Origin of the sequence: Prevotella sp. LCP21S3_D2, assembly GCF_052118345.1 — a bacterium.
GTDB lineage: Bacteria > Bacteroidota > Bacteroidia > Bacteroidales > Bacteroidaceae > Prevotella.
The window spans coordinates 1-22,443 of the sequence record NZ_JBQKHJ010000018.1 but is presented as its reverse complement, the minus strand read 5'-3'; the positions used below and the strand labels follow the sequence as shown (position 1 = coordinate 22,443).

Below are 22,443 nucleotides of genomic sequence, written 5' to 3'. Positions count from 1 at the left end.
TCTTTTATTTTGGTGCAAAGATAATAAAAAGTTTCAGTTTCGGGGTTAGAAAACAGTTTTTTTTTGTATTTTTGCAGTAGAAAGTTTGATGTTTAACAGATTGTAATTAACATAATATACTGTTGGCTTATGAAAAGAAACATTCTAACACTCCTCATAGCCCTGCTTGCCCTGCAGCAAACTGTGGCACAGACATACGACAACTTGTGGAAGCAAGCTGAAATCATTGCTCAGAAGGACCAGCCTAAGAGCGAAATCGCGGTGATGAAGAAAATCATCGCCAAGGCTTCGGCGGTAAATGATTATGGACAGCTGCTGGCGGCTGAGATGAGGCAGATGACTCTCTGGAAAGAGATTTCTGCTGACTCGCTGGAACCGAACGTGAAGCGGATGGAAGCCGAGGTGCTGAAGGAGAAGAACCCGGTTTTGAAGGCGGTGAGATATGCCGTGCTGGGCAAGGTCAGCGAAAAGAAAAGCCAGGAGTTCTTCAAGAAAGCCCTGGAACAGCCTGAACTCCTTGCCAAGCATACCTCCACTGAGTATGTACCATTGACGCAGAAGGGCGTGGATGGCAGTTCCTTTAACAACGATCTGCTGCATCTCATCGGTTTCGAAGCAGACAGCAAGGAGGCGTATCTACTGATGTATACCTATTATAATAAGGTGGGCAATCGGGGAGCGGCATGTCTCTGTGCCTATAAGCTCATTGAAAAATACAGTCAGGACGACGTGAGAGAGGTGAAGAAGTCGAAGTATCTCCATACCATCGACTCGCTCATCCACGTTTATCAGGATATTCCGGAGGCAGGCGAACTTGCCGTGGAGCACTACCGCTTCATGGAGCGTTCTTCCGATGCCAAACCGCAGGATAAGCTCAACTATATCAACTATGCGCTGAGCCGCTGGGGTGGATGGTCGAGAATGAACGAACTGAGAAATGCGCAGAAGCGACTCACCGAACCGATGTTCCAGGTGCAGGATATGCCGCAGGTATTGCGTCCAGGAGAGAAGGTGTGGGTGCATCTGAATGTGCGCAATCTCCAGAACCTGAAGTTCAGCATTTCCCGTCTTGATATCACGGCAGATAATAATTATGATGCCCAGGATGAGGCTACCTATAAGATGCTCCTGAAGAAGACTACGAAGCTGCATCAGAAGGATTACAGCAGGAACTACTATGGTCGTCCGGATTATGAAGAGGTGAAGGATTCCATCGAAATTGGTGGCAATCTTCCGCTGGGTGCCTATCTGATGGAGGTAACTTCGGATAATACCGGCATCGCTCCGCAGCGACTGCTTTTCTATGTGAGCAATCTGGCGGTGATGATCCAGCAGTTGCCTGATGACAAACATCGCTATGTGGTAGTGAATGCTACCGATGGCCAGCCTATTGCCGGGGCTAAGATTGAACTCTATGAAAAGGATTATGATGTGAAGACGGGCAAGCGTAAGCGACTGGTTCATGCCCGCTTGACTACTGACAGCAATGGAGAGGCTTACTTCAAGAACGTGGATGGAGAGGTGTTGATTTCCACTTCTGCAGATAAGTATGCGCCAGCCAAATACATTTATCTCAGCCGTGACCGCTATTTCGAGCAGAAGGATGACAAGACAGCATATCAGCTGTTTACCGACCGCAGCATCTATCGACCGGGACAGAAGATGCATGCCACTGCCGTCTCCTTTATCGTGAAGAAGGGCTTGGATGCCAGCGTGCCGGGCAAGAGCAAGGAACTGAAGTTTATCCTGAGAGACGCTGAATGGAAGCAGGTGGCTGAGCAGAAGGCTACGACCGATGAATACGGTACGGCTTCGGTTGATTTCGAATTGCCGAAGGAGGGAAAGACGGGAATGTTTTCTATCTCCGTGAATGGTACGGCAACAGAATATGTCAGAGTAGAGGAATACAAGCGTCCTACCTTCGAGATTACTTTCCCGAAGGTGAACGAGCGATATACCTGGGGCGATACTATAGTGGTGAAGGCTTCAGCCAAGACCTATGCTGGTGTGCCTGTGCAGGGAGCCAAGGTGGAATATAAAGTGACCCGCAGAAACCAGATGTGGTGGAGGGGTGCCAGTTCTTCCGATAAGCAGGTAAAGACAGATTCCACCGTGACCCGCGAGGACGGAACCTTTGAGGTGGAAATCCCATTGGAGGTTGCAGAATCGGAGAAGAACGACTTCATGCGCATCGCCCGCTTCTTTAATTTCACGGTTTCTGCCGTGGTTACGGATATCAGCGGCGAGAGTCATGAAGGCGAGATGAGTCTGCCTTTGGGCACCAGGTCTACTGCTTTCTCGGTGAATATGCCGAAGCGGATAGAGGTAGACAGTTTGAAGACCGTGACTTTTGCTTATAGAAATGCCAGCGGAATGCCGATTTCGAGCCAGCTGAAATATCGCATTGATAAAGGCGAATGGAAGGTGGCTGAGGCAAATGCTCCTATCGCCATCAAGGAATATAACGCTTCTTCTGCCCAGGTTTGGAAATCGGGCGTTCATCAGCTGGAGGCAATCTGCGGAACAGATACCCTGCAGCAGAAGTTCACCCTTTTCAGCATGAAGGATACCCATCCGATGGAAACAACCACCGAATGGTATTATCAGACGGCGAAGACCTTCCCTCGTGATGGAAAGCCGGTATACGTGCAGGTGGGTTCTTCTGAAAACGGAGCGCACATCGTTTATTCCATCATTGCCGGCAACAAGCTGCTGGAGAAAGGTGCCTGGGAGTTGGGCGACAGTATCGTGACCCTGCCATTCACCTACAAGGAGGAATATGCGTCGGGCGTGGTCATCAACTATAGTTTCGTGAAGAACGGAGAATGCTATGCCCGAACCATCAGTATCTCACGTCCTCTGCCGGAGAAGAAACTGAACATCGCCTGGAAGACTTTCCGCGACCGTCTTACTCCGGGACAGAAGGAGAAGTGGACCTTGCAGATTACCACTCCTGACGGCAAGCCTGCCAAGGCACAGCTGATGAGCGTACTCTATGACAAGTCGCTCGACCAGTTGGCTGAGCATAGCTGGAAAATGTCGCTGGGATTAAGCCAGTGGTTGCCAAGCTGCTATTGGAAGAGTAATCTGAAGTATTATAAGATGGATTTGTTGGGTGTTTATCCTACTAAATATTTCGACCAGAAACAACTGGATGTAGATAAGTTTGATGGCAAATATTTTAGCTATTATGCTTATATGGAAGCGGTGGAACGTTCTTATTTTGCAACCGTTGAGGCTGTTCGTATACAGAAAGACGAGCTGGTTCGAGATGAGGCGAAAGTCATGAGAATTCGTGGCTCTAAGATGACCCGTTTCGGAGCTGCTTCTTCGAAACCTTTGCTTTCTGAGATGGACTTGGCTTTACAGAACAAAATGGTGATGCTTGAAGAATTTGGTGGTGGAGGATCTAATAAGGTTCTTTCTTCTGCCGATGAAGCGGCACTCAACCATGTTCAGGTGCGTGAAAACCTGAACGAGACCGCCTTCTTCTATCCTGCCTTGGAGAGCGACAATCAGGGCAATGTGGCTATCAACTTTACCCTGCCGGAAAGCGTGACTACTTGGAAGTTCATGGGCTTGGCTCATGACAAGGAGATGCGCAATGGTTTGCTGGTGGATGAGGCTGTGGCTCAGAAGACCGTGATGGTGCAGCCAAACATGCCTCGCTTCCTTCGTGAGGGCGATAAGAGCACCATCGTGGTGAAACTCTTCAATACTTCCGACAAGAAGGTGAGCGGCAATGCCCGTATGCAGATTCTCGACCCGGAGACCAACAAGGTGGTTTGGCAGAAGACGCAGAACTACAGCATTGATGCCGAGGGCTCTGCTACCATCTCCTTTGATGTCCAGGGACTGAAAGAGGGTGTATATATTAATAAGGTGGTGGCTGCCGGAAACGGGTACAGCGATGGTGAACAGCACTATCTGCCGGTTTTGAGCAACCGTGAACTCGTGGTGAACACTCTGCCTATCACCCTGCATCAGAAGGGCGAGCAGAACTTCGACCTAAGCAAACTCTTCCTGAACAAGGAGGGCAAGCAGGCGAAGGGCGCTGAAGAGGCAAAGGTAACCATCGAGTACACCAACAATCCTAGTTGGCTAATGGTGAAGGCGCTGCCAGCTATCAGCAATCCGGATGAGGAGGATGCCATCTCGCTGATGTCTGCCATCTACGCCAATACCATCACCACCCATATCCAGAAGACTCTCTCTTTGGATAATCATTCTCAGAAGACTCTCTCTCAGGAGACCATCCGCTTGCAGAATCAGGTGGAGAAATTGAAGAAGTTGCAGAATGCTGACGGTTCCTTCTCCTGGTGGAAAGGTATGAAGGGCAGCCGGTATATGACTACATCGGTAGCCGAAATGATGGTTCGATTGAATGCCATCGCTGGTGTGCAGAAATCAACCGCCCGGATGCTGACTTCCGCCATTGATTATCTCTCCTGGCAGACAGCGCAGGAAGTAAGAGAAATGAAGAAGCAGGAGGAGAAAAAGCAGAAGGTGAGTCCTAGCGAACAGACGCTGCATTATCTCTACATCCTTTCGATGGATGGCAGAAAGATGAAGCAGAATCTGGAAGCTGACAAGGCTTATCTCCTGGACAAAATGTCGAAGATGACCGGTGATTTCACCATCTATGGCAAGGCGCGTGCTGCCGTGGTACTCGCCAGAAACAGCCAGCAGAATGCTGCTTACCGCGAGAAGGCAGGCGAATATCTGCAGAGTGTGAACGAATATGCTGTTTACCGCGAGGAGATGGGCCGCTACTACGATACCCGCAAGGCACTCTACAGCTGGAGAAACTATAAGATTCCTACCCAGGTATCTGTGATAGAGGCGCTGCAGATGCTGAAGCCGAACGACAAGCAGACCATCGAGGAACTGCAGCGTTGGCTCCTGATGTCGAAACGCACCCAGGTTTGGGATACGCCGGTGAACACCGTAGATGCTGTCTATGCCTTTATGAAGGGCAATGAGAGCAACTGGAGCAGGAAGGCTGAGAATGCCGTGCTGAAACTGGATGGCAAGCTGCTGCCGATGCCGCAGGATTCCACTACTTTGGGCTATGTGAAGACCGGAAGACCGGGCAAGGCATCTAAGCTGAGCATCGACAAAAAGAGCGATTATACCAGCTGGGGTGCTGTCTATGCAGAGTTTAAGCAGCCTATCAGCGAAATCGGTTCTGCGGTATCGGGCATCAAGGTGCGCCGTGTCATCGTTCCAGCCGAATCTGAGAGCAAGGGCAAGGCGCAGGCGAAGGTAGGCGAGAAGGTGAAGGTAACGCTCATCATCACCGCCGACCGCGACTACGACTTTGTGCAGATTACGGATAAGCGTGCGGCATGTCTGGAACCGGTCAACCAGTTGAGCGGTTATCAGTGGGGCATAGGCTGCTATGTTTCTCCAAGAGATCATGCAACAAATTTCTATTTCAATCGTTTATCTAAAGGTAAGCACATCGTAGAAATGGAGTATTACGTGGATAGAAAGGGCGACTATCAGAGTGGAACTTGCACCGCTGAGTGTACCTACAGTCCGGAATTTGGTGGCCGCACAGAGACTTATGAATTGAAAGTTAATAATTGATAGTTAAAAGTTTATAGATTGATAATTAAGAATAGAATAGTATGAAACGAATGAATATATGGATACTATCAGCGCTGTTGGCGCTGCCGGCATCAGCACAGAAGATAACAACCCAGCACGAGGTGGTGGACTGCGGACAGGTGTTGTTCCGCAAGCCCGTAACTGCTGAGTTCGTGATGAAGAACGAAGGCCACAAGCCTTTGGTGATTAACAATATATTGAAGAGCTGCGGCTGTACATCTGTGGAATATCCTAAGAAGAGTATCGCAGCAGGCGAGACCTTCACAGTCAAAGCTGTTTACGACTCCAAGCAGATGGGTACCTTCATGAAGCAGATATGCCTCTACAGCAATGCCTCTGACGAACCTTTCATCGTCATGATGAGAGGCAAGGTGGTGGGCAGCGTGGTAGACTTCGCAGGTTCTTACGACCAGCTTCTGGGTGACATCAAGTCGGATGTCCAGGAAGTGGAGTTTGATGACGTAAACCGTGGCGACCGTCCGGTGCAGCGCATCCACATCTTCAATCCTACCGACCGTGTGATGGAACCGGTGGTGATGCATCTGCCTAATTATCTCCAGGCACAGGTATCTCCATCCAAGGTGGCTCCTCATCATTCTGCCGTCGTCGTATTGGGCTTGGATTCCAAGAAGCTGCGTGACCTGGGACTGAATCAGACTTCCATCTATCTGGGCGAGCGTCCTGGCGACAAGATTGCCCCAGAGAAGGAAATCGTGGTTTCTGCTGTCCTCCTTCCTGACTTTGACAAGTTGACAGCCGAGCAGAAGGCAAAGGCTCCGAAGTTGGAAATATCGGCAACGGAACTGAACCTCGGCAGCTTCAACGGCAAGAAGAAGCTGAAGGGACTTATCACCCTCACCAACAAGGGTAAGTCGGAACTCGACATCAGAAGCATGCAGATGTTTACCATGGGCTTGCAGGTAAGTTTGAAGAAGAGCAAGATTCAGCCGGGAGAAACCGTGAAGATGAAGGTGACGGCAGTGGCTGCCGAACTGAAGAATTCGCGTGTGAAGACCCCTCGTATCCTCATGATTACGAATGATCCTGACCAGGCAAAGGTGGTAGTGAAGATTAATGTACAATGAATAATGTACAATGAATAATTATACATTATACATTATAAATTATAAATTATAAATTAAAAAAAGTGCAGATAGAAATAGATAACGGCAGTGGTTTCTGCTTTGGTGTGACCACTGCCATCAAGAAAGCTGAAGAAGAGTTGGAGAAAGGCAGTAAACTCTACTGCCTGGGAGATATCGTGCATAACGGTATGGAGGTGGAACGACTGCATGAAGCAGGACTCATCACCATCGACCACGAGCAGATGGAGGAGCTGCATGGCGTGAAGGTATTGCTTCGTGCCCATGGAGAACCACCTGAGACCTATGCCCTTGCCGAGCGCAACAACATTGAAATCATTGATGCCACCTGCCCTGTGGTACTGCAGTTGCAGCGACGCATCAAGAAGCAGTATGTCAACAATCCGGAGGCGCAGATTGTCATCTTCGGAAAGAAGGGACATGCCGAAGTTCTGGGTTTGGTAGGACAGACCGAGAGTCACGCTCTTGTGGTAGAGAAGCTGGAGGATGTGGAACATCTGAGGGAGATAGGAAGGCTGGATTTCTCCAAGGACATCTATCTCTATTCTCAGACCACCAAGAGCCTGGAAGAGTTCCATCGCATCATCGAATACTGCCAGGCGCATATCGTGGAAGGTGCTACCTTCAAGAGCTTTGACACCATCTGCCGACAGGTGGCTAACCGCATGCCGAATATCGCCATCTTTGCCAGCAGGCATGATGTGGTGCTCTTCGTGAGCGGCAGAAAGAGTAGCAACGGTAAGGTACTCTTCAAGGAATGCAAGAGCGTGAATGACAACAGCTATCAGATAGAGAGTGCTGACGAAATAGACATGGCATGGTTCCAGGGCGTCAATACCGTGGGCATCTGTGGTGCCACAAGTACTCCCAAATGGCTGATGGAAGAATGTAAGGAAAAGATTATCAATGAATTCAAGGGGTAATCTCTTTGAATTCAGGGGTAATCTCTTGGAATTCTGGAATGTATAAAAACAAAACAAGTGGTAAATCTTCTCCCGAAGACTTACCACCTTCAAAAAACAGTAATTAACTCAAAATTTATAATCTATATCATTACTACCTTTAAATAGTGTTGCAAAGATAATAAATCATTGCTTTTTTTGCAAGGTAGTGTCAATGAATAATTCTATTTTCTCGTTAAATTATTCTATTTTAACTAATTTTTGCAAACACCTATGCCTTGATGGCTTTCTGATACTGTTCCATGAGCCATGCCTTCTGCTGAGGGATGGTCAGCTGGCTGTTGTCGAGAACGATGGCATCTTCTGCCTGGCGCAGCGGAGAAGTCTCTCGATGGGTATCGATGTAGTCGCGCTCTTCTACGTTCTTCAGGATGTCCTCGAAATCAGCTGGCATTCCCTTCTCCTGCAGCTCATCATATCGGCGCTGTGCTCTCACCTGGGAGCTGGCGGTGACGAATATCTTGAGTTCTGCATCAGGGAAAACGGTGGTGCCGATGTCGCGGCCGTCCATCACGATGCCCTTGTCTTCACCCATCTTCTTCTGCTGTGCCACCAAAGCCTCTCTGACGAATGGGATGGCGGCAATCGGACTCACGTGGCTGGAAACCTCCAATGAGCGAATCTCCTTCTCTACGAGTTCGCCATTGAGATAACAGTCCGGGCGACCGGTAGCTTCATTAAACTTGAACGAGATGTGGATTTCAGGCATCTTCTTCTCCAGCTCATCTACCTTGACATTGCCCTCTGCATCAAATAGCTTGTTTCTCAAGGCGTAGAGCGTAACAGAACGGTACATGGCGCCTGTATCTACATACACATATCCAATCTCCTTGGCAAGGTCCTTAGCCATGGTACTCTTGCCACATGATGAATAACCATCAATTGCTATTGTTATCTTCTTCATATTTCGAACTGATTTATAATTTATAATTTACAATTTATAATTCACACTCAGCACCAGACTGTTGCTGCTGACGTGATATTTGCCATAGGCCACATTCAGCTGGAAGCGCTCCAGGTTGATGCCTCCACCGAATGACCATCCGGCTCCATGACTGCTCTCCTCGTTCTCCTCGCCTGTAGAAATCGTCATCTCGTCAGCACGGCGGGCATTATATCCTGCTCCCAGCCACAGACTCTCGCCCAGGAGGAGTTCTGCTCCTACCACAAGATGGTTTTTCAGTCCGCTGTCCCAATGGTTCAGATTCACCAGGGTGGCAGAAATGCGGAACGGGGTGTTCTCAAACCGTTTGGTGGCTCCCACCTGCAGGTCTATCGGCATCTTCTCATATTCCTCATCATACGCCTTGAGCTGTCCACCCAGGTTCTTGGCAACGGCAGAGATAGAAAGGTCCTGCTCTGGGTCGTAATAGTTCAAACCCAGGTCTACGCCCATGGCGATGGAGTTGTAATCACCGATATAGGAGGTGATGAATCTGGTAGAGATACCACCTGCGAGATTCTGGGCAAGCATATAGGAGAAATGGCCCGCAAGCGCAATGTCCTTTGCCGAGAATTCGCCCATCTCGATGTTGTTCTCATCCGTCTGTTTCATCTTGCCATAGTCGATGTATTGAGCCGACACCGCCCATGATGCCTTTTCCTTCACGATGCGGTTGAAGGAAGCCGATGCCACGTTCACCCCCGACATGTAATTCATGTAGTTGAGGTTGATGGTCTTATCGCTCACCGACGACAGCAGCGCCGGATTATGGAATACGAGGGCTTCATCATCTTCTATCAAGGTGATGTTATCGCCTCCGAGGGCTGCGGCATGTGCACTGACCGGTAAGCGCAGAAAGTTATAACTCGTTTGGCTCTCCTGAGCGTTCATAAAAGCCGCAAAAAGCGTCAATACGAGGGAAAAAACTATTTTTTTCATTTAAATTCTATAAATCTTTGGCAAAGATACAGCTTTTTTCAAGAATATACAGTAAATTTGCATTGTTTTCGTAGAAAAGAACGGAATTGATAGTGAAATATTGCAGTTTCTGCTCCTAAAAATGGGGAAGTGGGGCTGCAGACTAGATAAAAATAGAAGAATGTTGGAAATTAAAAAATCGAAGAAAGTACAGTTGGACGACAAGCGGGTCACCTTTTTCCTGCTTGGGCTTCTTCTGGCTTTTACCTTCCTCTTCGTGGCACTTCAATATCAGAAGGGGCCTCAGGGAGGAGATGACTGGGCAGAGAACTTTGAGGATCTGGCACAAGACCTGGATATGCAGACACCACCCGACCAGAAGGACATGGTGAGTGCTGAGGCGATGTCGAAGGCACCTGCATCAGAAGCCATCACGCAGGAGGTGAAACCTACCGAACAGCAGATGGTGAAATCGCCCGATAAACTCAGTACCACTACCAGCAAACTGGTTATCGGTGACGGTTCGGGAGCGGTGGAAGGTGCCGATGTGAAGGAAGCTGCACCTGAGACTGCGATTGATAATTCTGACAATACGCCAGAAGAACCCATCAAATTTACAGTGGTGCAGAAAATTCCGGAATTTCCGGGCGGATGGTCGGCATTCATGCAATGGCTCACCAAGAACCTGAAATATCCTTCTGCAGCGCAGAAAAACAAGGTGCAGGGAACCGTTGTCATCACCTTCATCGTGAACAAGGACGGCAGTATAGCAGATACGAGAGTGAGCACTTCGGTAGATCCGGTGCTCGATGCTGAGGCTCTCAGGGTGATGAAGATGATGCCGAAATGGAAACCGGGAATGGATAGAAACAAGGTATGCCGTACCATGATTGCCGTTCCGGTGGTATTCCAGTTATAGGATTATAAATTATTTTGTAAATTATTCATTATAAATTATAAATTGTTCATTATAAATTATACATTATTATGAAGACAGCTGATGAAATTTTAAACATGGTGAACGAGTTCTTGGAGAACTTGCCATACGACCGTAAACCATATTCGCTATATGAGCCGATAAAGTATGTGCTCTCTATGGGGGGCAAGCGCATCCGTCCAACCCTGATGCTCCTGGGTTACAACATCTTCAAGAACGACCCGGAGAAAATCCTGATGAATGCCATCGCCCTGGAGACTTATCACAACTATACCTTGCTCCATGATGACCTGATGGACAATGCCGACCTGCGCCGTGGTCACGAGACCGTTCACAAGAAGTGGGATGCCAATACAGCCATCCTCTCGGGCGACAGCATGCTGGTTCTTGCCTATGAGCGCATGGCACAGTGTGACGAAAAGCATCTTGCCAAGGTGTTGAAACTCTTCACCACCACCGCTCTCGAAATAGGAGAGGGACAGCAGTATGATATGGAGTTTGAGACACGCAACGATGTGAAGGAAGAGGAGTATATCGAGATGATCCGTCTCAAGACCAGCGTACTCCTGGCTTGTGCTCTGAAGATTGGTGCTGTTCTGGCTGATGCTTCTGAGGAAGATGCCGAGAACCTGTATAAGTTTGGTGAGCAGATTGGCCTGGCTTTCCAGTTGCAGGATGATTTCCTCGATGTCTATGGCGATACCAAGGTGTTCGGTAAGGAGATTGGTGGCGATATCACTTCCAACAAGAAGACCTTCATGCTCATCAATGCCTTCAACCATGCCAACGACGCTCAGCGTGCAGAACTCCAGAAGTGGGTGGATGCCAAGGAGTTCGACCGCAAGGAAAAGGTAGCTGCCGTTACCCGTCTTTACAACGAGATTGGTATTGACAAGATGGCTCAGGACAAGATAGCTTATTACTTCGAGCAGAGCAGGAAGTATCTGGATGCAGTGAATGTGCCTGCTGAGCGCAAGGAGGAGTTGGCAAAGTATGCTCAGAAAATGATGAAGCGCCAGTACTAATCATTTAGTTCAAAATTCAATGTTCAAAGTAATAGATACGCATACGCATTTTGATGCGGAGGAATTTGATGAGGATAGGGCGGAGTCTTTCGCTCGTGCCAGTGAAGCGGGGGTAGGCAAGGTGTTCTTGCCTGCCATCGACTTGAAGACCACGCACGCAGTCCTGGCTTTGAGCCGGGAATATCCGGGCTACGCCTATCCCATGATTGGCGTGCACCCTGAGGAGGTGAAGGAAGACTGGAAGGAGCAGCTGGCAGAACTCCGGAAGATGCAATTTTCCGACTTTATCGCCATTGGCGAAATCGGATTGGATTACTATTGGAGCCGTGAGTTCGAACATGAGCAGCTGGAGGCTTTCGAAGAGCAGGTGAAGTGGTCGGTAGATACCCGCTTGCCATTGATGATTCATTGCCGCAAGGCGCAGAACGAGATGGTACATCTGCTCAGACAGTATCAGAAAGACCTGCCGGGCGGCGTGTTCCATTGCTTTACCGGCAATCAGAAGGAAGCCGAGGAACTCCTCTCGTTCGACAACTTCGTGCTGGGCATCGGTGGAGTCTCTACCTTCAAGAGCAGTCATCTGCGTGAAGACCTTCCAGCCGTGGTTCCGATGAACCGCATTGTTTTGGAAACCGACTCTCCATACATGGCTCCCGTTCCATATCGCGGAAAGCGCAATGAGAGCGCCTTCATAGTAGAAGTTCTTAAAACCTTGGCGAAAGCCTACAACGTGAGCGAAGAAGAGTTTGCCAAGCAAACCAATGAAACCGTGGAAAGAGTATTCCACTTGTAAGAATTGTTCCACACGCCCTGAAGGGGGCAAATGCTACAGAAGCAGCACGCCCTGAAGACTCAAAGCTCTAGAAGCAGCACGCCCTGAAAGGGCAGAAGCTCCTAGCCCAGGGCAGTGCCCTGGGTTATAATGGTAATCAGCAAGGCGCCCTGTAAGGGCAAAAGCTTTCGTAAATATATAAACTTTAATAAATATAAATCCTAAACCAACTATTCATTATGACTAGAAAAATGTTGATGGCAGCCCTCCTGATGGCTGCATTTGCACAGGGCACTCAGGCACAAGACCTGAGCGGCCAGCGTTCTGAAAAGCAGGACGTAAACATGATTCCGGGTAAGAAACTGGATCATCACGGACTCATCGTGAGCCCTACACCACATCTCCTGAATGTGGATGCTGCTAACCGACTCGACCTGCAGAAAGGTGTCAAGGTGATAGACAAGAAAGGCAAGTTTGCCGATGACGTGAAGTTTCTTACCGCCAACGCCAAGGGCATTCGCCTGACTATCGATTTCGGTGAAAAACTCGCTGCCAAGGCTGGCGTAAAGCCTGTTTCGGGTGCTTACAGCCTGAAGGCTGATGCCAAGGGTATCCAGATTGTGGGCTACGACGAGCGTGGTGCCTTCTACGGTTTGCAGACTCTGCGCCAGATTGTTAACAGCGAGATGGCAAAGGGACAGATGCCTTACACCACCTGCAACGACTACCCAGATCTTCCAAACCGTGGTGTGGTAGAAGGCTTCTATGGCGAACCTTGGTCTCATCAGGTGCGTCTTTCCCTCATCGACTATTACGGAAAGAATAAGATGAACACCTATCTCTACGGTCCGAAGGATGACCCATATCACAGTTGTCCAAACTGGCGTCTGCCTTATCCTGAGAAAGAGGCTAAGAACATCAGCGAACTCGTTCAGGCTTGCCGCCGCAACCGAGTAGACTTCGTGTGGGCTATCCATCCTGGACAGGACATCAAGTGGAATGAGGAAGACTATCAGAACCTGGTTCACAAGCTCGATCTGATGTACGACCTTGGTGTTCGTTCTTTCGCTATCTTCTTCGATGATATTTCCGGCGAGGGTGCCAACCCGGTAAAGCAGTCGGAACTCCTGAACCGCCTGGCAAAGGAATTTGTGAAGGCTAAGGGCGATGTAACTCCGCTCGTGATGTGTCCTACCGATTATACCCGTCTCTGGGCGAATCCAAAGCCAACCGGTTCTCTCGCCATCTTCGGGAATACCCTCGACCCTTCTATCAACGTATTCTGGACAGGGGATGTGGTATGTAGCGACTTGACCCGCGAGACGCTCGACTGGGTGAATTCCCGCATCAAGCGCCCAGCTTACTACTGGTGGAACTTCCCTGTAACCGATTATGCCCGCCATATCATCATGCAGGGTCCTACCTACGGATTGCAGACCGACCTGACCAACAAGGATCTCTGCGGTTTCGTGAGCAACCCGATGGAGCATGGTGAGGCATCCAAGCTGGCGCTCTATGGTGTAGCTGACTATAGCTGGAATATCGCCAACTATAATCCGCTCGATAACTGGGAGCGTGGTCTGGTAGATCTCACTCCTGAGGCACATGAGGCATATCGCACCTTCGCCATGCACTCTTGCGATACCGAGACCGGTTATCGCCGCATCGAATCATGGGAGACCAAGAGCTTCCGCATCGACAACTTCACAGATGCACAGTTCAACGCTTTGCAGAATGAGTTTGTCAAGGTGAAGAATGCTCCTGCCCAGATGGAGGCAAACTGCAAGAACGCCCTGCTGATGAAGGAACTTCGCCCATGGTTGACAGAGTTTGGCAAGTTGGGCGACCGTGGTTTGAAGACCATGAGTCTTATCAAGGAATACAAGGCTGGCAACGACCAGGCGTTCTGGGATGGCTATGTCAACAACCGCATGAGCAAGGAAGATGTGGCTGCTTACGAGAAGCATAAGTCAGGAACCATGGTATTGCAGCCATTCTACGAGCAGTCTATGGACGATATGGCATCTGGTTTCTTCAAGAAGTTGACCGGCAAGGTGCCTGCCTTCTATAAGGGTATCGGTACCTATGCTACCTTGAGAACTACCCAGAGCAAGGCGATGTTCGACAACGATTCTACTACCTATTATACATCGGGTAACGGCCAGAATACAGGCGACTGGATTGGTGCTGACCTGGGCTGCGTTCGTTCAGTTTCAGAGGTAAGAATCCTTCAGGGGCGCAACTCTGTGGATGATGTGGATTACTTCGACAACACCGTATTGGAGTATTCTGTAGACAGAAAGGAATGGAAGGCGCTGACAGGCGAGTTGAAGAAGCAGTATATCATCAACTGGAAGACCGATACCCCTGTTGAGGCTCGTTATATCCGTATCAAGAAGTTGAAGTCAGACAAGCGCAACTGGGCCGCTGTCCGCACTTTCGAGGTGAATCCAACCACTCCAGAGCGTTTGAGCTTCCCTGTAGAGGCAACCAACCTTCAGGCAGCGATGTATGGTTTCGATGAGAATCCTTGCACCTCATTCACCAACGAGGGCATCCTTACTATGGGTATTGAGAAGGATGTAAAGAGTTACACCCTGCTTCTGAAGTTGACTCCAGGCAGTTCTTTGGTTTGTCGTCAGTTGAATGCCAAGGGCAAGGTTCTTGCCACTACCACCATCGACAGTTCATTCAGCAAGGTAGAATTGGTGAAGAAGGCAGCCAAGCTTCAGATAGAAGGCTCAGCCGAAATCTTCGAGATTATTCCTGAGAAGTAAAGGACAGAACTTTCGCAAGTGGGGAAGTCCGCTAGGTGTCTCGCCAGATTGCAAATCTGCCGGGACGCCATACTCTAGGCAGGGGATAACAAGTTCTTTATTCCCGCTAGGCGTCTCGCCGGATTTGTAATCCGGCGTTGAAAAATGTCCTAACCTATTTAGGCTCTGCGGATTTGTAATCCGCAGCAAAGGAGTATGCTTTTCCTTTTGTTGGGGGATTACAAATCCCCCGGTTTTTATAGGTCGAACCTTTTTTTACGGCGTATTGCAAATCCGCCGGGACGCCTAGCGGGTTTACGCTCTTATATTTTCGTTAAAGAAATATAAAAAGCAAGCGAATATGTGGCATTTCGGATAAAAATTGATACTTTTGCATTCCGAAATAAAGGAAAGGTGCTCGAGTGGCTGAAGAGGCACGCCTGGAAAGCGTGTAACCGGCAAAACCGGTTCGGGGGTTCGAATCCCCCTCTTTCCGCTTATATATATAATAAGGTATATATGATTATGAAGAAAAATACATCTATTGCGCGTTTCGCAATATTAGTTTTCACAGCAATGTGTTCTCTGCCTATGATGGCACAGGAGGAGAACATGGGATTTCATCAAGCTCTTAAAACGAAATTCATTGAGGGTAACGCTGGCTTTATGTCGCTCGTTGCCATCGCACTCATCGTGGGATTGGCTTTCTGTATCGAGCGAATCATCTATCTCAGTCTTTCTGAAATCAATGCCAAGAAGCTGATGCAGGACATTGACCAGAAGGTGACTGCGGGAGATGTGGAAGGGGCTAAGGACCTCTGTCGCAATACCCGTGGACCTGTGGCTTCTATCTGCTTTCAGGGATTGATGCATATTGATGAGAAGCTGGATGATATTGAGCGCTCCGTGAACGGTTATGGCACGGTGCAGGCGGCTAATCTCGAGAAGGGATGCTCCTGGATCAAGCTCTTCATTGCCATGGCTCCATCTCTCGGATTCCTGGGAACGGTGATTGGTATGGTGATGGCGTTCGATCAGATTCAGCAGGCGGGAGACATCAGCCCTACCATCGTGGCATCGGGTATGAAGGTAGCGCTGATTACTACTATCTTCGGCATCATCGTAGCCTTGATTCTCATGGTCTTCTATAACTACATCCTTTCGAAGGTGGAGCATCTTACTAGCCAGATGGAGGAATCGGCTGTAACTTTAATGGATATTATTGCCAGGAATAAATAAACGAATAGAGAAATGTTCAAAGTTCAAAGTAACAAGTCATCGGAGAATATCTCTCAGCGCATTTTCTATCTCTTGATAGGCTTGGCGGTGCTAGTATTCGGATTGTTCTTCCTGGTGGGCTATGATATGCCTTTCGTAGAGAACCCAGACTTCAATGCGCCTCTGTTTACGGATGTGCTCATCGTCCTGATGTGGCTATTCCTGATTGGAGGAGTGGGCTTGGCAGTCTATTCGATGATCAAGGGTTATCGCACAACGAAATCGGAGGCAGTGGTGAATGGAGTGCCCGTGCGCCGCATCTTCCGCATCACATGGCTTTCCCTGCTGGCAATTCTGGTTGTTACCTTCCTGTTGGGAGGTTCCGACCCGATGCTCATCAATGGTGAAAACTATGCCGACTGGATTTGGCTCAAACTCTCTGATATGTTTGTCGTCACATCGCTTCTGATGCTGATGGCAGGCATCGGTGCCGTCTGCTTTGGCGGAACCCGATATATCAGAAAGAAGAAGTAATTGACTGATAATTGATAAAGATTTTAGGTTCTATAAGATAAAAGCAAAATGCTGATAAGAAGGAAAAGTCATGAAATCCCGGGGTTGAATACCACTTCCACAGCCGACATTTCGTTTATGCTGCTGATATTCTTCCTTGTCACCACATCGATGGATGTGGATAAGGGATTATTGCGCCAACTTCCTTCACCGGAACCTCAGAAAAAGGAACGGCAGGAGTCGGTGGTTGACAAGAATAACCTGATGGCCATTCATCTGACTGCGGGCGATACCTTGCTGGTAAACGACAAGCCGATGAAGGTTGCTCAGCTCAAGGAAGAAACCGTCCGTTTTGTGCATCGCCTGGGGAAGAAGCATCTCATCTCTATCGAGAGCGACCGTGATGCAGATTACAATCTCTATTTTCAGATGCAAAACCAGCTGATGGAGGCTTATGACCAGCTGCGTAATGAAGCAGCTCAGAAGAAATATCATAGAAACTATGCTCTGCTGACCAATGAGCAGAAGGAAGAGATACGTAAAATCAGTCCTCAGCGTATCACGGAGTCGTATGCCAACGCTATGACTCAACAGGACAAGAGCATCGACGCCCATGCTGAGGAGCAGGAGGAGAAAGGAGGTAAACCATGATTCGTTTCTGCAAGAAATCGCACGATGTGCCTGAACTGAATACATCATCTCTGCCAGACCTGATATTCTCCGTACTCTTCTTCTTCATGATTGTTACCCACATGCGTCAGGTGACCCTGAAGGTGGAATGCAGAGTGCCACAGGGCAAGAATCTGACCCGATTGACCAAGAAGTCGGCAGTAAGCCATATCTATATCGGCAAACCAACCAAGGATTTGCAGGGTAAATATGGCAAGGAAACGCAGATTCAGCTGAATGACAAGCTGGCTACTGCCCCGGAGGTAATGGACTATATGGCAGCAGAGAAGAAGCGCATGTCGGCAGAAGACCAGCGGTTGATGACAGTTTCCATCAAGGCAGATAAGGATACCAAGATGGGAGTCATCACAGATGTGAAGCAGGCTTTGAGACAGGCAAAAGCCATCAAAATCAGCTATTCTGCTGTTGAAAAAGGTCAATAATGCGGCCTGAAAGGAAAAATAATATTAATTTATTATTTTTTTATTCAGAAAAGTTGCTGTTATTAAAATTTTGTACTATCTTTGCAAGTAAATTAATAGAAGATATGGCAAAACAAATATTAGATTCATTAGACAGGCAGATTTTGAAGTTGATTTCTAAAGATGCCCGTATTCCATTTTTGGAAGTAGCACGCGCTTGCAATGTGAGCGGTGCAGCTATTCATCAGCGTGTAGCTAAACTATCAAACCTAGGCATTATCAAGGGTTCGCAGTTTATTATAGATCCGGAAAAGATTGGTTATGAAACCTGTGCTTACATGGGATTGTACCTGAAAGAACCTGAAAAGTTCGACCAAGTGGTAGAAGAACTCAAGAAGATTCCTGAGGTGGTAGAATGTCATTATACGACAGGTGGCTTTGATATGTTTATCAAGATTTATGCCATCAACAACCACCATCTCCTGGAAATCATTCATGATAAGTTGCAGCCTCTGGGCTTGTCTCGCAGTGAGACTATCATCTCATTCAATGCGGCTATCAACCGTCAGCTTTCTATGGCAGATATCCAGAGATTTGATGATGTTGTGGAGGAAGAGGCAACAGAAGAAGAATAATTTTTATTGCTTTCTATAGAGTGTGAGGAATGTGAACGATAAGTCGTTTTCATTCCTCATTTCCTTTTCTGCTACTTCCCATTCATCCGGGTTGATTTCCGGAAAAAAGGTGTCGGCAGCTTCCGGTTCATCATCCACTATCGTGAGATAGAGTCTGTCGGCAAACGGAAGGGCTTGGGAATAAATGCTCTCACCGCCAATGATAAAGCATTCTTTATCTATGACGGTATTATTTCTTTCTGCTTTCTCTTTTCCTGTTTCATTTGTGACAGCAGCCAGCGCTTCCTCCAAAGATGCGTAAACCTCGCAGTTCGGCAGTTCTTTCCTGCTCCTGGAAACTACGATGTTACGGCGGTGGGGGAGTGCACCGTTAGGAAGTGATTCATAGGTCTTTCTGCCCATGATGATGACATGTCCGGTAGTTAACTCGCGAAAGCGGGTCATATCGGATTGAATATGATAGAGCAACCGGTTCTGATAGCCGATTGCTCTATTTGCTTTGGATATGCAGGCGATGATGCTGAGCATTTTTTTAATGTATAATTATTAATTGTTAATTATAAATTATTAATTATTAATTGTTTCTCCGGCACATGGCTGCTCTTGATCTTCCATTCTTGTGGATAGAGGTTGTTGGCACGGTTTCCGATGTTCTTTTCCCATCCCAGAGGCATTTGGCGGTACGTAACCAGCACATAGCCCTTAGGGGTTTCTGCAGGGAGATTGACTGCCTCTTTGCGCAGGTAGCGGATGGCATCTTCGTACGACAGTTCTACTTGCGGAAAAACCTCTTTGTTGAGCATCACGGAGAGGGCGAGACTCTGGTCGGGAATGATGTCTTTCCCCTTGCTCGTTCCCAGTTTGATGCCGGCATGTATTACCTTCAGATTCCTGGCTGCCTCCTCATAGATGGCTTTCCATCGGCTTGGGATGGCATAGAAGTTGTCCTCTTCGGCTATCGTTTCATAGTCGGATGACTTCAGCCAGTCTGTAGGAACCAGCTGACTCTTTCCCTTGTTTCCTCTGTTTTTTCCTTTCTCCTTGTTCTTGTCTTTCTTCTTCTTTTTGTCTTCTTTCTCCATTTCCGCTTCACCCTCTTTTCTGAGTGCTGCGAGGAAGATGCCTTCTCCACGGGTCTTGCCAGGGAGGAAACGATAGACTGGGATTTCTGTACCGATGAGATTGCCGGTGATGTTCCAGCTCTCATCAATGCCGGTTAAGGCAATTGGTTCTGCACCCAGTTCCTCACAAATCCAGGCGATGTTCTCCTCGTCTTCGTGGGCATTGAAGGTACAGGTGGAGTAGATGAGGATACCGCCCGGTTTCAGACAGTTCCAGATATCGCTCACGATTTCACGTTGCAGATGCCAGCAGTTGTCCACATTCTGCAGACTCCATTCTTCGATGGCACCATCGTCCTTGCGGAACATACCTTCGCCCGAACACGGCACATCAGTGAGGATGACGTCAAACTGAAGCTTCGACTTCTTGTAATCACGTGGATAATTGTTGGTGACAATCATGTCGGGATGACCGAACTTCTGGATGTTCTCGGCAAGAATCTGCGAGCGGGTGCGCATCGGTTCGTTGCTGAAGAGCAGACTTCCTTCAGGCAACGCAGCCCGGAGAGCAGTTGACTTTCCGCCTGGAGCAGCACAGAGATCGAGCATCATCACGGGTTCGTGAACGAGCTGGCGGATCACCAGGTCCACAAACATGGATGAAGCTTCCTGCACATAATACTTTCCGGCATGGAGCCAAGGGTCAAAGGTGAAGTTGGGACGCGAGGATAAATACCGTCCGGTAGAAGGACACCATGGAATCGGTTCGCCCGGCGCATCTTCTCCCTCCTTGCACTTGAAAGGATTGAGACGGATGCTGGTAGGAGCTTCTCCCTCGGTGATGCCCTGCTTCAGCTGCAGGAACAATTCTTCGCCCATCAACTCTTGTGTATATTTGATGAAATCTTCTGGTAATGTCTTCATTTTATGCGTATATACTTTAATTTGTTTGCAAAAATAAGAAATTTTTCGTTCCTTTGCAACTAAATTGGCAACGGATGCGTCTAAGAGACAGAAAATTTAATAAATAACAAGATAAAACAATAAAAATATTGATAGATATGAAGAAAGCGTTATTGACATTGGCGCTCATCATGAGCATCGGAGCTACACAGCTATCTTTGGCATCTTCAGCTCCCAAACACCGTTATCAACCTTCCACACAGCAGGTAGACAGGAAGACTGCTGCATCGGTTGATAAAACGGATGAAGGATTGGAGGCGTATTCTGATACGGCCAGTACGGATACGGCTGATTATAATGTTTACGATGAAAGCAATGATAATGCCCGTGATTATCATTCCAAATACAGTCTGGGCAACTATGATGACCCGTTCGATTTCATCGGTTCGGTGTTTGGTGGCGGTGCGCTGTCTGTCATCATCATCTTTTGTGTAATCTTCGGCTTGTTGTTCGTCTTCGCTCCGTTGATTATCATATTTCTCATCGTCCGTTATCTGATGCGCAGACACAACGACCGGATGAAGCTGGCGGAGATGGCAATGGAGAAGGGCATCAATGTTCCGGAAAGCGACCGGCCGATAGACAAGCAGAGCGATGAGTATCTCGTGAAGCGGGGATTGAGAAATGCCTTCCTCGGAGCAGGCTTGTGCGCCATGTTCGCTTGGTGGGGAGCTGATTTCCTGGCAGGTATCGGAGCCCTGGTCTTCTTCTATGGATTGGGACAGACCCTGATAGGCTCGCTTCCAGCCATCAAGGACTGGTGGAAAAACCGTCATGGCAATCAGGGCACAGGATATAATGGTACTCCGGTGTAAGAATCAAACAACAATTATTAGTTAATATATATAGTGGAAAAGTTATCCGATATTTCTCTCGTCACGAAGGTGGTGATGCTTCACGACCGCAAGTCGTTCGACCTGCTGGTCAAGAAGTATCAATCACCCATTCGTGGGTTCTTCCTACGGCAGACGCTGGGGGATGCGCAGCTGAGTGACGACTTGGCGCAGGATACCTTTGTGAAGGCTTATACCCATCTGGCAAGCTTCAAGGGTACAGCCAACTTCCCCACTTGGCTTTATCGCATCGCCTATAATGTATGGTATGATTATACCCGCAGTCATAAGGAGACGCAAGACATCGATACGCCGGCAGTTTCCCGACAGAATGCGCCGGGAGGAAACAGCGGATTGAAGATGGATTTGATGAAAGCCTTACAGATATTGAGCGATAACGAACGGACATGCATCACGCTGCAGCTGATGGATGGACTCTCTATAGATAAGATTGCAGACGTGACGGGAATGGCACAAGGTACCATCAAGTCGCATCTCTCTCGTGGAAAACAGAAACTTGCAAGTTACTTAAAGCATAATGGTTATGACCGATAAGATAAATGATAAGATAAAAAGCCAGGATATCGAGCCGCTGAACGCCTCAGACGAGCAGTTCTTGCAGGCTTTCTTTGCTGAAAATATGATGGCAGGGATTCCTGATGACGGATTCTCTGACAGGGTGATGCAGGCTTTGCTGGATCTTGAGCAGGAGAAGGCTTTGGCTAAGCGTCGTAGACTGGAGCATTTGTGGACGGCCGCCTGTGTGGCTGTCGGCGTGATTGCTGCTGTGCTTTGTCAGGGCTGGGAACAGATTCAGGGCTGGCTCTTCTCTATGAAGATAGATTTCCTGCTGTCCGGCTCCCGTGCTCTTACGCATGTGGCTGAGTCCATTGGTCATTCGCAGAATCTCTTGACTCTGCTGGCAGGCTTCGTTGTCCTCATCATCGTTTGGGGATATAACGAGCTGGCGGATGCCAGGGAATAGGAATACCTAAAATCCGCAAGCAATCTCAATGACAATCTCAATTGCAGTAAAGAGCTTGAACACTATGCATCATGATAGTATGAGCGTGAATTTTGTCCGATTTGTGCACACCATC

At 48.3% G+C, this 22,443-nt stretch carries 19 protein-coding genes and 1 tRNA gene; 16 read left to right on the top strand and 4 right to left on the bottom strand.

Annotated features, from left to right (window positions below; all coding sequences use genetic code 11):
* Positions 1-129: 129 nt before the first annotated feature.
* The 3 genes from ACTQ16_RS11450 to ACTQ16_RS11440 all read left to right on the top strand — a co-directional run bounded on the left by ACTQ16_RS11450 (position 130) and on the right by ACTQ16_RS11440 (position 7,639).
* Complete coding sequence (locus ACTQ16_RS11450; protein ID WP_441937486.1) at positions 130-5,592, top strand: alpha-2-macroglobulin family protein; 5,463 nt, start codon at positions 130-132, stop codon at positions 5,590-5,592.
* Between the two features lie 41 nt (positions 5,593-5,633).
* Positions 5,634-6,698: a DUF1573 domain-containing protein gene (locus tag ACTQ16_RS11445; protein WP_295347132.1), complete on the top strand. Its 1,065-nt coding sequence runs from the start codon at positions 5,634-5,636 to the stop codon at positions 6,696-6,698.
* 62 nt (positions 6,699-6,760) lie between these two features.
* A complete protein-coding gene (locus tag ACTQ16_RS11440; RefSeq protein ID WP_294971139.1) occupies positions 6,761-7,639 on the top strand; it encodes a 4-hydroxy-3-methylbut-2-enyl diphosphate reductase in 879 nt (292 codons plus the stop codon).
* Between the two features lie 250 nt (positions 7,640-7,889).
* On the opposite strand, the gene cmk is transcribed toward ACTQ16_RS11440, so the two are convergent.
* Positions 7,890-8,582: a (d)CMP kinase gene (cmk, locus tag ACTQ16_RS11435; protein ID WP_217761610.1), complete on the bottom strand. Its 693-nt coding sequence runs from the start codon at positions 8,580-8,582 to the stop codon at positions 7,890-7,892.
* A gap of 27 nt (positions 8,583-8,609) precedes the next feature.
* The gene (gene porQ, locus ACTQ16_RS11430; RefSeq protein ID WP_441937485.1) at positions 8,610-9,560 is read right to left on the bottom strand and encodes a type IX secretion system protein PorQ; all 951 of its coding nucleotides are present in this window, start codon (positions 9,558-9,560) and stop codon (positions 8,610-8,612) included.
* A gap of 160 nt (positions 9,561-9,720) precedes the next feature.
* Between porQ and ACTQ16_RS11425 the strand changes: the two genes are divergently transcribed.
* From ACTQ16_RS11425 to ACTQ16_RS11380, 10 genes are all read left to right on the top strand, one after another.
* Complete coding sequence (locus ACTQ16_RS11425; RefSeq protein ID WP_294971134.1) at positions 9,721-10,458, top strand: energy transducer TonB; 738 nt, start codon at positions 9,721-9,723, stop codon at positions 10,456-10,458.
* 68 nt (positions 10,459-10,526) lie between these two features.
* The gene (locus tag ACTQ16_RS11420) at positions 10,527-11,501 is read left to right on the top strand and encodes a polyprenyl synthetase family protein (RefSeq protein ID WP_294971132.1); all 975 of its coding nucleotides are present in this window, start codon (positions 10,527-10,529) and stop codon (positions 11,499-11,501) included.
* Between the two features lie 19 nt (positions 11,502-11,520).
* A complete protein-coding gene (locus ACTQ16_RS11415; RefSeq protein WP_441937483.1) occupies positions 11,521-12,294 on the top strand; it encodes a TatD family hydrolase in 774 nt (257 codons plus the stop codon).
* A 218-nt stretch (positions 12,295-12,512) separates the two neighbouring features.
* Positions 12,513-15,050: a beta-N-acetylglucosaminidase domain-containing protein gene (locus ACTQ16_RS11410; RefSeq protein WP_441937481.1), complete on the top strand. Its 2,538-nt coding sequence runs from the start codon at positions 12,513-12,515 to the stop codon at positions 15,048-15,050.
* Positions 15,051-15,437: 387 nt separating this feature from the next.
* Positions 15,438-15,525, top strand: a tRNA-Ser gene (locus ACTQ16_RS11405).
* 80 nt (positions 15,526-15,605) lie between these two features.
* Positions 15,606-16,268, top strand: coding sequence for a MotA/TolQ/ExbB proton channel family protein (locus tag ACTQ16_RS11400; RefSeq protein WP_294971149.1), 663 nt, complete (start codon positions 15,606-15,608; stop codon positions 16,266-16,268).
* Positions 16,269-16,280: 12 nt separating this feature from the next.
* On the top strand, positions 16,281-16,781 hold the full coding sequence (locus tag ACTQ16_RS11395) for a hypothetical protein (protein WP_294971124.1): 501 nt from the start codon (positions 16,281-16,283) through the stop codon (positions 16,779-16,781).
* A 48-nt stretch (positions 16,782-16,829) separates the two neighbouring features.
* Positions 16,830-17,411, top strand: a complete 582-nt coding sequence (locus ACTQ16_RS11390) for an ExbD/TolR family protein (protein ID WP_441931705.1) — start codon at positions 16,830-16,832, stop codon at positions 17,409-17,411.
* A complete protein-coding gene (locus ACTQ16_RS11385) occupies positions 17,408-17,872 on the top strand; it encodes an ExbD/TolR family protein (protein ID WP_153124286.1) in 465 nt (154 codons plus the stop codon). Before ACTQ16_RS11390 ends, ACTQ16_RS11385 begins: the two co-directional genes overlap by 4 nt.
* Positions 17,873-17,976: 104 nt before the next feature.
* Complete coding sequence (locus ACTQ16_RS11380; protein WP_441937479.1) at positions 17,977-18,486, top strand: Lrp/AsnC family transcriptional regulator; 510 nt, start codon at positions 17,977-17,979, stop codon at positions 18,484-18,486.
* Positions 18,487-18,489: 3 nt separating this feature from the next.
* Here the strand turns inward: ACTQ16_RS11380 and ACTQ16_RS11375 are convergent, their stop codons facing one another.
* Complete coding sequence (locus ACTQ16_RS11375) at positions 18,490-19,014, bottom strand: dihydrofolate reductase (RefSeq protein ID WP_295347117.1); 525 nt, start codon at positions 19,012-19,014, stop codon at positions 18,490-18,492.
* Between the two features lie 29 nt (positions 19,015-19,043).
* A complete protein-coding gene (locus ACTQ16_RS11370) occupies positions 19,044-20,471 on the bottom strand; it encodes a methyltransferase RsmF C-terminal domain-like protein (RefSeq protein ID WP_441937478.1) in 1,428 nt (475 codons plus the stop codon).
* 137 nt (positions 20,472-20,608) lie between these two features.
* Here ACTQ16_RS11370 and ACTQ16_RS11365 point away from each other — a divergent pair, with 137 nt between their 5' ends.
* The 3 genes from ACTQ16_RS11365 to ACTQ16_RS11355 are packed head-to-tail and all read left to right on the top strand — an operon-like array spanning position 20,609 to position 22,328.
* Entirely contained in the window at positions 20,609-21,325 is a 717-nt protein-coding gene (locus ACTQ16_RS11365) for a DUF6249 domain-containing protein (RefSeq protein ID WP_441937476.1), read from the top strand.
* Positions 21,326-21,358: 33 nt separating this feature from the next.
* Positions 21,359-21,898, top strand: coding sequence for an RNA polymerase sigma factor (locus tag ACTQ16_RS11360; RefSeq protein ID WP_294972380.1), 540 nt, complete (start codon positions 21,359-21,361; stop codon positions 21,896-21,898).
* A complete protein-coding gene (locus ACTQ16_RS11355; RefSeq protein ID WP_441937474.1) occupies positions 21,888-22,328 on the top strand; it encodes a DUF5056 domain-containing protein in 441 nt (146 codons plus the stop codon). Before ACTQ16_RS11360 ends, ACTQ16_RS11355 begins: the two co-directional genes overlap by 11 nt.
* The last annotated feature ends 115 nt before the right edge of the window (positions 22,329-22,443 follow it).